This is a genomic window from Microbispora sp. GKU 823 (genome assembly GCF_002027145.1).
Lineage (GTDB): Bacteria > Actinomycetota > Actinomycetes > Streptosporangiales > Streptosporangiaceae > Microbispora > Microbispora siamensis.
This window is the reverse complement of the sequence record NZ_MWJN01000016.1, coordinates 24,432-35,339: the sequence shown is the minus strand read 5'-3', so window position 1 is coordinate 35,339 and position 10,908 is coordinate 24,432. Positions and strand designations below refer to the sequence as shown.

Sequence of the window (10,908 nt, the reverse complement as noted above, 5' to 3'; positions counted from 1 at the left end):
GACGGGGCCCGGTTTTCACCAGCAGTATCCGCCTCAGCCGCCGCCGCAGTGGCAGCCTCCGCCTCCCCCTTCGCCGCAGTGGCAGTACGGTCCTCCACCACAGCAGTGGCAGGCTCCGCCTCCGCCGCCCCCTCCTGCGCCCCGGCGCAGGACCGGACTGTGGGTGACGCTCGGCATCCTGTCCCTCGTCCTCGTCGTCGCGGTGGGGGCGGGGGTGGGCCTGGTCCTGCGGGGTCGCTCCGGCGACGACCCCACGGGCGAGGCCGCCACCGACTCCAACACGGTCGTCGTGAAGGACGACGAGATCACCAAGCTGGTCGAGTCGCACAGCAGAGCACTGGCCTCGGGTGACGCCAAGGCGTTCACCTCGATCTTCGATCAGAAGAACGCCGCTCTGGTCCGCGGCCAGGCGAGAGTCTTCGCCAACCTGCGCAAGATGCCGCTGGCCGAGAAGTCCTACCAGGTGTTGCGCCGCCAGGGCCGGGCTCAGGACAGTTTCGGGCGAGGCGTGAAGTTCACGCAGGACGTCGCGTTCGTCCACCGGTTCGCCGGCATCGACCTGCGTCCGGTGTCCGAGTGGTATCGCTGGACCATCGAGAAGGCGTCGCCGAAAGCACCCCTCGTCGTGACGAAGGTGGAGGGCGCACCGCCGACGATCAGCGGCGAGGCCTCGAAGACGATGTACTTCCCCGGGCCGTGGGACATCTGGCCGGACGTCGTGGTGGCGAAGGCGGGCGGAAGCCTGGTCCTCGCCAGGCCGCAGGACGCCGCCCTGGCCCGGCGCGTCGCGCCGGCCGTCTCCGCCGCCGCCGCGAGCGATCTCGCCTTCTGGCAGAAGAACGGCGATCCGGACGCGGCGGTGCCGACCGGGTTCCTGGTGGCGCTGGTCGAGGGAAAGACCCAGCTCGGCAAGCTGTTCCGTACGGCCAAGGCGAACGAGGCAGGCGTTTCGATCCCGATGCCGAGCTGGGGGATCGCCGACGACACCGTGAAGATCGGCGGCACCCGCGTGGTCATGGACACGACGTCAGAGTTCTTCAGGAACGAGCAGGGGATCATGGAGATCTCCGAGCACGAGCTCGCGCACTCGCTCGTCGCCGGGCTCGACAGTGCGCAGTTCGCTCTGTTCGGCCGGGCGAACTGGATCACCGAGGGCTTCGCCGAGTACGTCGCCGGCCGCAACCAGCCGATCAGCGGAAACCGGCGTATCAGTGAGGGCCGTGCCTACGTGGCAGGGCGGCTCGCCATGCCGTTCGACGGGAAGCTGCCGACCAACGCCCTTTGGGACTTCAAGCAGATGACCAGCGTCAACTACCTCATGGGGCATCTGGCCATGCGGTTCGTCGCCCAGAAGTACGGCGAGCGGAAGCTGGTCGAGGGCGTGGTCGCGGCTTACCGGGCGCCGGGCGACGACAGCGAAGCCGCCCTGTTCCAGGCGCTCGGCGTGACGAAGGCGGACTTCGAGCGGCAGTGGGCGGGCTACGTCCGCGCCCAGCTCGCGTGATCGGGGGAGAGGCATGACGGATCAGCACACCGGGAACCCGTACGGCGGGCCCACTCCGCCCTCGCCGTACTCCCACGGCCCGGGCCCATCGCCCCAGGGCGGCCAGGAACAGCCGTACGGTGGCCAGGGACAACCGGGCGACGCCGCAGGCTGGAGCCGGCCCGCCCCCGGTCAGCCCGCGTACGGCCAGCCGGCCTATGGTCAGCCCGCACCCGGCCAGCCTGCGCTCGGTCAGTCGGCGTACGGTCAGTCGGCCTATGGTCAGGCCGCGTACGGCCAGTCGGCGTACGGGCAGCCGGGTGGTCAGGGGCGAGTGGGGTCAACCCGCGTCGCCAGGCCAGGCCGGGCCGGGTCCGCAGGCCCCGGCCCTCCGGCGTACGGCCCGCCGGGCCAGGCCGCCCCCTGGAGCCCTGGCGCCCCCGGCGCGCCGGCGCCGTACGGTCAGCCGGGACAGGGCCAGCCGGGACAAGGCGGGCCAGGGCAAGGTGGGCCGGTGCAGGGCGGGCCGGTGCAGGGCGGGCCGGGTCAGGGATATGCGGGCTCGCCGTACTCCCAGCCCTGGCCGCAGCCGGGCCAGGCCGCTCCGGCCCCCGCTCCGCCCGCCCAGGGCCAGACGCCCTGGTATCCGGGCCAGCAGGGCTACGCCGGCCAGCAGGGGGGGCTATCCAGGCCAGGGCTATGCCGCTCCGGGACAACCCGCCCTGGGGCTTCCGCCGCAACCGCAGCCGCAGGCACCCGGCGGCAAGGGCAAGACGGTGCTGTTCGTCGCGCTCGGGCTGGTGGTGCTGCTGGCGGTGGGCGCGGGGACCGCCTGGTTCGTCGCGGGCGGCGGTTCCGGCACCGGATCCGGCGGAGGCGCGGGGGAATGGTCCGTCCCGCTCGCGAGCGCCGACAGCATGGACTTCAGCCAGGGGCTCGCGTTCGCGGGCTGGCTGACCGACAAGACGGTCATCCGGGTGCAGCGCGATGGGGTGCTCGCCTACGACCTGACCTCGGGCAAGCGCGCCTGGGGCACCCCCTCGCCCGGCGACCAGCTCTGCGGCGCCACCGCCGACCTGGAGAACGGCAAGGGCGCCGTGGCGTACGGCAGCGACCAGCTGTGCGACCACCTGGCCGGCGTCGACGCCGCGACGGGCAAGATCACTTGGAAGATCAAGATTCCGGCGGAGAAGTCCCGCCTGGCCAACTCGCTCACCGTGCCTCGGATCATGAACGCGGGCTCCGTCGCCGTGGTGTACGCGAACCGCGTCCTGTCCGGCTACCGCCTTTCCGACGGCGGCAAGCAGTGGACGGCCCAGTTTCCCCAGGGCTGCCACATCAAGGACGTGAACACGGCGGCCACCCGGGTGGCCCTGCTCCTCGACTGCAGCTTCGAGGGCTCGGGCAACTTCGTGCAGGTGCTCGACCCGAAGAGCGGCAAGGCCGGATGGCGATACAAGATGGGCGATCTCAGCCTGATGAGCCTGATGCTGTCGGCCGATCCGCTGATCGTCCGCCAGGAGGAGGGCGACAAGAGCACTTACACGGTCCTCGACGACCGGGGCGGCAAGGTCAGCGAGTTCACGTCCGGCAAGGTGGACATGCTCGCGATGAACACGGTGCCGTTCGTGGACGGGATGTTCGAGCAGCGCCGCTACGCCGTGCACGGCGACCGCCTCTACCTCACGACCTTCCCTGAGAACGTGCCGGGCAAGGCGCGATCGAGCGACAAGGCGCTCGCCTTCGACCTCAAGACCGGCAAGCAGGTGTGGGAGTCGTCCGGCACCCAGCCCACGAAGCTGAATTTCGTCCGCGCCGACGACCACGGCCTGCTCGCCCTGGAGGTCGGCGACTGGCGCGACCTGCCTCCCCGGCTCGTCCGTCTCGACGCGGCCACCGGCAAGGCGGCGGAGGTGGCGGAGCTGCCGCAGAAGTACGGCACCGAGGGGGACGAAGCACGGGTGTACGAGCGGAACGGCGCCGTCGTCATCGTGCCGTGGACCTCGGTCGCCGTGAAGCACGCGGTCGTCTACGTCCACACCTAGGAGGGCTGACCGGGCCGGGCCCGCGCGGCGGCCGAGAACTCGCATGCCGAATGATCACGGCAGGGCAGTATGTCCCTGTGGACCACGTCCTGTGCGGCCTCGCCGAGAATCCGGCCCTGCCATTCGATCTCGTGGAACGGCTGGTCACGGTTGCCGACGAGGACATCGCCGCAAGCCTGGCCGGGCGTGCCGACCTGACCCGTGCGCAGGCGGTGGCGCTGGTCTCGCGCGTCGAAGAGAGCGCCGGATTGCTCGCGGAGCGGGGGCTGCTGACGGCCGCCGACATCGATCCGGTGGCCCAGCCGCTCGCCGCGATCGCCCTGCTCACCGAGGGAGCCGGCCGTCCGGAGTGGGCACGCCTGTTCGCGGGGGATCCGATCGTCGAACGTCGGGAGCGGCTGGCCGCCTGCCCGGGCCTCCCACCAGACGTGGCGGAGACCCTCGCCGCCGACACCGACATCCGGGTCGTCGCGGAGCTCGCACTGTGGACGACGCCGGACATCGCGGCGCGGCTCGCGGAACACCCGCATGCCGAGGTCCGCCGCGCGGTGGCCGCCAACGAGGCGACACCGCCCGCGGTGCTGGCCGCGCTGCTCACCGGCGAAGGGATGTCTCCGGCGCGGCGGTGCCTGGTCTGCGACCGGAAGGAGACGGCGTTCGTCCACGATCCTGAGTGCCGGGAGCCCGACTGCGAGCTGCCATCGGATGCCTCGTGTGACGGCTCCCACGAGTCCACGCTCCACGACATGCAGCAGCAGGCGCTGAGAAACCCGGCCACGCCTGCCGCGGCCGTGCTCGGCTTCGCCGACCATCCTTCGACGCTGCTGCGCTGGGCGCTGGCCGGGCGCACCGACCTGCCCCATGAGGTGTACGAACGCCTCGCCGGCAGCCCGGAGCCCGGCATCCGCGGCACTCTCGCGGAGAATCCCGCGATCGACGACCGCCTGATCCGCAGGCTGGCCGCCGATCCCGGTCACGACGTGCGGCGCGAACTCGCCCACAACCCGCGCCTGCCGCTGGACGTGCTCATCCGCCTGGCCGGAACCGTCAGGATCGGTCCCACCCTGCTGCCGCGGATCGCCGTCGCCACGCCCGCCGAGGTCGGGGAACTGGCCGCCTCGGCGAACCCGGCCGGGCGGATGCTGGTGGCCGAACGGCGCGACCTGCCGTCCGAGATCCGCGACGCGCTGGCCGCCGACCCCGACGCCAAGGTGCTCAAGTCCATCGCGCCGCATCCGGGCCTGTCCGAAGCTCAGTTGCGTGCCATGGTCGACCGGCACGGCGTACGGGTCCTCGCCAGGGTGGCGAGGAATCCGGTTGATTCGACCGGTGCGCGACGAGGTCCCGTCCGGCGGACGGGACCTCGCCGATCCGCCTCACCTCACGGGCTGGTGCAGGTGACCGCCGGGGTGGCCGAGGATCCTCCGCCGACGAAGCCGAAGGTCGTGGTCGCGTTGGCCGCGAGCGAGCCGTTCCACGACTCGTTGCGCACCGTCACGTTCGCGCCGGAGCCCGAGCGTACGCCTCCCCAGATCTGGGTGATGGTCTGCGAACCGGGCCAGGTCCAGTTCACGGTCCAGCCGTTGATCGCCGCGTTGCCCGCGCGCACCGTGACCTCACCCTGGAAGCCGTCCGGCCAGGAGTTGACCACCCGGAACGTCGCCGAGCACGCCCCGGACACTCCTCCGGACGGCGAAGGACTCGGGCTCGGCGAGGGGCTCGGGCTCACGCTGGGCGACGGGCTCGGCGAGGGGCTGGGCGAGCGGCTCGGGCTCACGCTGGGCGAAGGGCTGGGGCTGGGCGAGGTGATCGCACCGCCCCACCCCGCCGTCGAGTCCAGCCAGGCGGCGCGGCGCAGCGTCCAGTCGCGCAGGTACTGCACCTGACCCTGCCAGGTGGACGCGGTCGGGGTGTTGAAGAAGCCGATGGTGCGCGTCGTGAGGTTCGGCCAGCGCTGGAAGTTGCGCTGCGCGGCGTTGGTCAGCGGCTGGGCGAGAGCGTCGATCCTGCTCTGCAGCGCGGCGTCGGAGAGCACGCCGCGGCGCAGCGTCTGCCAGCGCGCCTTGACCTGGTCGACGAAGGCCGGATCCCGCATGAGCTGCGTGAACCAGTCGTTGGCGACCGGCTGCCGGGTCTGCTGATACTGCAGCCCGCGGTCTGGTCGTTCTGGAAGAACCCGCCCACGCCGAACGTGAGGTCGTAGTCCCACAGCGGTCCGGCGAAGATCTTCGTGTCGCGGTCCTTGTAGAAGTAGGCGCTGCGATAGTTGGCGTCCATGTTCCGGCTCAGCTCGTAGACGATCAACTGGTCGACGAAGGAGTTCACGTCGATGTACGCCCGGTAGCCGGTGTTCGGGTCGGCGAAGTTCTGCGAGTGCAGCACGTTGTGGAATTCCTGGATGTAACCGCGCAGCCAGTCCTTCTGCTGTGGCTGCAGCGGTGAGGGGTCGACCACTTCGAGGTAGCTCCAGCAGGTGGCCGACGACCCGCTGCACGGCAGCGTCGGCTCCTCGGCCGCCATCCACTCGAACTTCCAGATGTACCCGCCAGTGATCTTCGGCAGGGTCGTGTCGTCCTCGTCCAGCTTCTTGAGGTCGAGGCGGTTCTTCGAATTCTTGATCGTCTCGGCGATCATGTAGACGCCCATGTAGTCGTCTGCGCCCACCGGGCCGGCGTCGGTGTTGAGGTAGAGCTCCACGAACCGATACCGGGGAACCTTCAGCCCCATCTCCTTCCCGAGGTCGTAGACCAGGGCCTCGCGGATCAGCGACTTGTCGGGGAACGGCCCGCGCAGCACCCAGTCGGAGTCGGCGGGCATCCCCAGCACCGGATAATCCGCGTCGTCGTTGTCGTTGTCCCGGAACTCGAGGCGGTATGGCGCCTTCTCGAACGAGGCCGACGACTGCCCCCGCAGGTGCACTCCGGCGCGGGTGGCGACCGCCGGAGCCGCGGCCAGCGACGTCGTCGCACCGCCGCCCGGCTCGAAGATCATGGTGGCGGCGTCGAGGTACTCCCTGCCGGGCTTGCCCTTGCCGTACGAGTCGATCAGGACCAGCGGCAGGTCGTGGGCCGTGGTGGTGCCGCGGGGGACGTACATGGCCGTTCCGGGCTTCCCGGACGCCGTGCCGTCGACGAAGGCCTGCGCGCGCAACTGCGTGGTACGGGTGAACTGCAGTGGCTGGCCCCCGTAGAGCGCCGACTGCGCGGTGGGCGGCGTCCCGTCGGTGGTGTAGCGGATCTGCGCGCCGCCGACCGCGGTGCTCAGCGACACCGACACCTGTCCCTGGAAGGTGCCGCTCGGCACGGAGAAGACGATGTCGCCGGTCAGGTCGTCCGCCGCGGCGGTCGCGGACGCGGCGGCGGTGCTCACGGCGCGGCCGGCCGACCCGGTGCCGGAAGCCGCTGCGGCGCCCGCCGATGACGGGTACGCGGTGAGGGGCCCGGCGAGGAGCCCGGTGAGGAGCACGGCGGCGACCGAGGTCCTCGTGATGCGGCGGGCGGTTGCGGCGCCGGTGCTGCGGAGCGTCAGACGCACGATGCCTCCTGGTTCGGGGCGGTGGGAGAGGTCCGGCGCCGGGTCCGTCGACGACGCGGTGCCGCGGAAGTGGCGGCGCAGCGTCCGCCGCCACGGCGCGTCGGGCAGGTCGGGGCGGAGCGCGGCCAGACCGGTGGCGTACTTGGAGATGCGGGCGGGTCTCATCCCCGCCCGCCACAGCATGCGGTCGACCGGCGTGGCGGCCGAGGCGGTCTTGGTCTCGACCACGGCGAGGCCGGGCAGCCGCAGGGCGGCGTCGCCGTGCCGCCAGGCGAGTGCGGTGTCGAGCGTGACCCGGCTCGCGGTGTCCGGCAGCAGCAGGGTGGCGCGCCGGTATTCGGTCACCAGGACAGAGGCGAGGGAACTCCTGGCGGCGGGACCGATCGACTCCCGGGCGAGCGCCTCGTCGACGAAGTCGCGCCCGGGGTCCACGGTGCCGCGGTCCCGCGGGTCGTAGGGCAGCCGGTGTTTGGTGATGCTGCCCCGCGCGCCGCTGATCTTGACCTCCAGCCAGCATTGGGCGGAGTCGAGATAGGTGCGGGTGCGCACCTTGAAACGCCGGCGCCTGCGATAGGCCGCGCAGTGGTAGCTGGCCAGTTGCGGGGTGTCGAAATACACCGACTGGTAGCGGAAGGTGCGTTCGCCGTCGATGTCCAGCACCTGCGCGTACGGCATGAGCCGTTCCAGCAGACGGGGCAGCGCCTCCGCCGGGACGAGGTACTTGCGGTCCACCCTGGTCTGCAACGCGGCCCGGTCGACCAGCTCGTCGAGCCCGACGGGGGGCCAGCCGCGCCAGGGCCGGCCCGATGGGCATCGCGGTCATCGGCGCGCTCCGGCGGGTGCGGGCGCTTCGGGCTCGGCGGTCAGCGCCCGGTCGCTCAGCGCGTACCGGACGTCGACCACGGTGGTCTCGTTGACCAGGTCGAGCCGCTGGACGGTGACGGCGTGCACCCGGGCGTCGAGGAGTTGTTCCAGATGCGCGACGAGCGCGACATGGTCGGTGAAGGCCGATTCGAGCACCAGGATCTGGTGCCGGTAGTGCCGGAACAACCGCCGGTGGTCGCCGAGGAACATCACCGCGAGGATGAGCGCCATCATGCCGCCGTTGAGCCACACCGAAGTGGTGCTCACCGCGCCGAGGATCCCCAGGGCGAGGGCCGAGAAGTAGTAGGCGACCTCGTGCTGGTCGAGTTCCGTCGAGCGCAGGCGGATGATGGACAGCACGCCGAACAGCGCCATTCCCAGCCCGAGCCCGGCGCCGACGTTGCCGGCGCTCAGCACGCTCGCCACGGCGAGCACGCCGATGTTGACCCCGAGGTAGGAGACCACCAGATCGCGTCGGCGGTGTCGTGGGAAATAGAGCCCGAAGACGAGCAAAACCACTGCGCAGATGTCGATGGCGAACAGGACGAGCTGTGACATCACGGTAGTTCCTTCTGAGTCGCTGCCGGGGTGGACAGGGCTCGGGCTTATAGAAACTTTCGGACATGGAGAGAAAGTTTCGGAAGCCCGCTCGGAACACTAGGTGAATCACAGGTGTCGAGTCAACGAACATTTGATAAGCAATCGTGTCGAAAAGGGGGGAAGCTCCCTGGTCGGCCTTGACAACGGCATGTACGCCGTCGTTAGTCGAGAGTGAGGGGCGATCGGGGGCGGGGCGCATGCCAGTGAAACTTTCACTCCCCTCGGCTCGAAATCGGGCGCTCTCTGTCGCCGTATCGCCGGACGCCGGTGCCGTCGCGCACCGGCGATCGCCGCTCCCCGCCGCCCGCCCGCTCGCGGGAGCCATGAACCGAGCGGCCCGTGAGCGGTGAGCCGGGCCCCGCCTGGCCGACCGCCGCCTCCACCGCCGGAAACGCGAGACGGCAATCCCGTCGCGAGGGCGAGAGCCCGGCCCTCGCCTCGCCCGTGCATTTCTCTCCGCCGGCCCGCGGGCCCTGTGGCGTCGAGTTCCGTGACCGCCCGGCATATCCCCGGGCCGCCGATGACGGCCGTCCGAAGGACGCGCACGCTGCGAAATAAAACGCGCCCGACCGAGACCGGCCCTCCGGCGCGGTCGCCCCGCACCTCGGGCGTCACGTGCGGGTGCGGAAAATCACCTGCGCATTTTCCGGACGTGCGGAGAAGGCCGCAGGGCAATGGTTGACAGGCTCACATTCAGCCCGCACACTTACTGAAACTTTGCAGTCAGCGGCTGTTCGGGGGGTGTCGCGTACTGCCGAAAGACGGCTCGGAGAAAAGGATGCGATTTTCGAATCCTGCTCGTCCGTAGCTGAGAAAGGTTTCAGCATGTCTTCAGGAGGCACGTTCCCCTCCACTGCCTCTGTCGCCAGGAAACGCGTCGTCACGCTGGCGTTGGGCGTCGGTCTTCTGGCCGGTCTCGGCATCCCGGCCGCCGGTGCCACTGCCGCCGCCACGACGGATTCCCCGGCGACCGTCCAGCAGCAGGCGCCGAGCCTGCCCAGCGGACGGACCACCTACCGGACGATCACGGACTACAACGACGAGATGCTGGCGCTGAGCGCCCGGCACCCCGGCCTCGTCAAGCACATCACGCTGCCGCACAAGACCCGCCAGGGCCGGGATGTGTACGGCATCGAGGTCACCCACGACGTCGGCGCCGCCGACGGCAAGCCGGTCCTGCTGATGATGGGCGTCCACCACGGCAACGAATGGCCCTCCGGCGAGCACACGATGGAGTTCGCCTACGACCTGATCGGCAACGACGGCAAGGACCCCCAGGTCACGCGCCTGCTCGACAAGGCGCGGGTCATCTTCGTCCCGGTCGTCAACGTCGACGGGTTCGTCATAAACCGGCGTACGAGCTGCGGCCTGTCCCCGACGTGCGCAAGCAGCGCCGGGGTCGACATCAACCGCAACTACCCCTTCGGCTGGGGCAGCAACGCCGGATCCAACGCGACGACCCGGGGCCCGGGGCCCGGTTCCGAGCCCGAAGTGCAGAACATCATGGACCTGACCAAGAACAACCAGGTCACCGTCCTGATCACGAACCACACCTCCGGTCACACCGTCCTTCGCCCGCCGTTGGAGAAGCGGGCGGGCGACACCCCGGACGAGGCCGTCTACGCCGCCCTGACCGACGCGATCACGGCCGAGAACGGCTACACGGGCATGAAGTCGGGCTTCGACTACGAGACGACCGGCGAGACCCCGGACTGGTCGTACTACGCGACCCGCGGCCTCGGGTTCACCTTCGAGATCATGAAGACCCAGTCGACCAACAACACCTACTCCGAGGTGATCGAGGACTACACGGGCACCGGTCGCTACGAGGGCAAGTCGAACCGCGAGGCGTTCATGGTGGCCCTGGAGTACGCGGCCGATCCGGCCGGGCATGCGGTCATCACCGGCAAGGCGCCGAAGGGCGCGGTCCTGAAGATCACCAAGGACTTCGACCTGTGGACCGCGCCGATCCGGCAGGCGAACAACGTCGTCGATCCGCCCCACGAGGGTCCCCACCCACCTGGAGTCGACGCTGGTCGCCCCGGCCAACGGCAAGTTCGCCTGGCACGTCAACCCGTCCGTACGGCCGGCCCCGGCCTACACCGAGACCGGCGTCGTCGCCACCGGGCCGGGCAACTTCATCAAGGAGAGCTGGACGCTCACCTGCGCTCGCCCGACCGGCGAGGTCCTCGAGACGGTGCACGTGACCGTCGACCGGGGCGAGCAGGCCGACGTGCGGCTGCAGGAGTGCAAGACGAGGTTCAACGGCAACGGACCGAAGAACTGACCGACATCACGAAGCGGCGTAGCCGGGCGGTCCCCACGGGGGCCGCCCGGCGGCGTTGCATCCGGTAGGCGCTTCGCGATTCACGAGTAAGGCGA

At 70.3% G+C, this 10,908-nt stretch carries 7 protein-coding genes; 3 read left to right on the top strand and 4 right to left on the bottom strand.

The features are described 5' to 3' along the window. Window positions 1-163: 163 nt before the first annotated feature. Together B1L11_RS11395 and B1L11_RS11390 are read left to right on the top strand one after the other, a co-directional pair. Window positions 164-1,504: a hypothetical protein gene (locus B1L11_RS11395; protein ID WP_079314445.1), complete on the top strand. Its 1,341-nt coding sequence runs from the start codon at window positions 164-166 to the stop codon at window positions 1,502-1,504. A gap of 755 nt (window positions 1,505-2,259) precedes the next feature. Continuing rightward, complete coding sequence (locus B1L11_RS11390) at window positions 2,260-3,528, top strand: PQQ-binding-like beta-propeller repeat protein (protein WP_179155086.1); 1,269 nt, start codon at window positions 2,260-2,262, stop codon at window positions 3,526-3,528. Here B1L11_RS11390 and B1L11_RS48115 read toward each other — a convergent pair. The 4 genes from B1L11_RS48115 to B1L11_RS11370 all read right to left on the bottom strand — a co-directional run bounded on the left by B1L11_RS48115 (window position 3,525) and on the right by B1L11_RS11370 (window position 8,484). After that, window positions 3,525-4,808, bottom strand: a complete 1,284-nt coding sequence (locus B1L11_RS48115) for a hypothetical protein (RefSeq protein ID WP_218671042.1) — start codon at window positions 4,806-4,808, stop codon at window positions 3,525-3,527. The genes B1L11_RS11390 and B1L11_RS48115 overlap by 4 nt on opposite strands. A gap of 101 nt (window positions 4,809-4,909) precedes the next feature. Then, window positions 4,910-5,623, bottom strand: coding sequence for a cellulose binding domain-containing protein (locus B1L11_RS48110; protein ID WP_256862424.1), 714 nt, complete (start codon window positions 5,621-5,623; stop codon window positions 4,910-4,912). Continuing rightward, complete coding sequence (locus B1L11_RS48105) at window positions 5,509-7,806, bottom strand: CotH kinase family protein (protein ID WP_218671041.1); 2,298 nt, start codon at window positions 7,804-7,806, stop codon at window positions 5,509-5,511. Before B1L11_RS48105 ends, B1L11_RS48110 begins: the two co-directional genes overlap by 115 nt. A gap of 75 nt (window positions 7,807-7,881) precedes the next feature. Further along, entirely contained in the window at window positions 7,882-8,484 is a 603-nt protein-coding gene (locus B1L11_RS11370; protein ID WP_079314443.1) for a DUF4956 domain-containing protein, read from the bottom strand. An 867-nt stretch (window positions 8,485-9,351) separates the two neighbouring features. Between B1L11_RS11370 and B1L11_RS11365 the strand changes: the two genes are divergently transcribed. Next, a complete protein-coding gene (locus B1L11_RS11365; protein WP_079314442.1) occupies window positions 9,352-10,881 on the top strand; it encodes a M14 family zinc carboxypeptidase in 1,530 nt (509 codons plus the stop codon). The last annotated feature ends 27 nt before the right edge of the window (window positions 10,882-10,908 follow it).

What these genes read in the sequence shown, in the direction of transcription:
- B1L11_RS48110 (WP_256862424.1), bottom strand. Translation starts at nt 5,623, where the DNA reads ATGCGGGATCCGGCCTTCGTCGACCAGGTCAAGGCGCGCTGGCAGACG.
- B1L11_RS11370 (WP_079314443.1), bottom strand. Translation starts at nt 8,484, where the DNA reads ATGTCACAGCTCGTCCTGTTCGCCATCGACATCTGCGCAGTGGTTTTG.
- B1L11_RS11365 (WP_079314442.1), top strand. Translation starts at nt 9,352, where the DNA reads ATGTCTTCAGGAGGCACGTTCCCCTCCACTGCCTCTGTCGCCAGGAAA.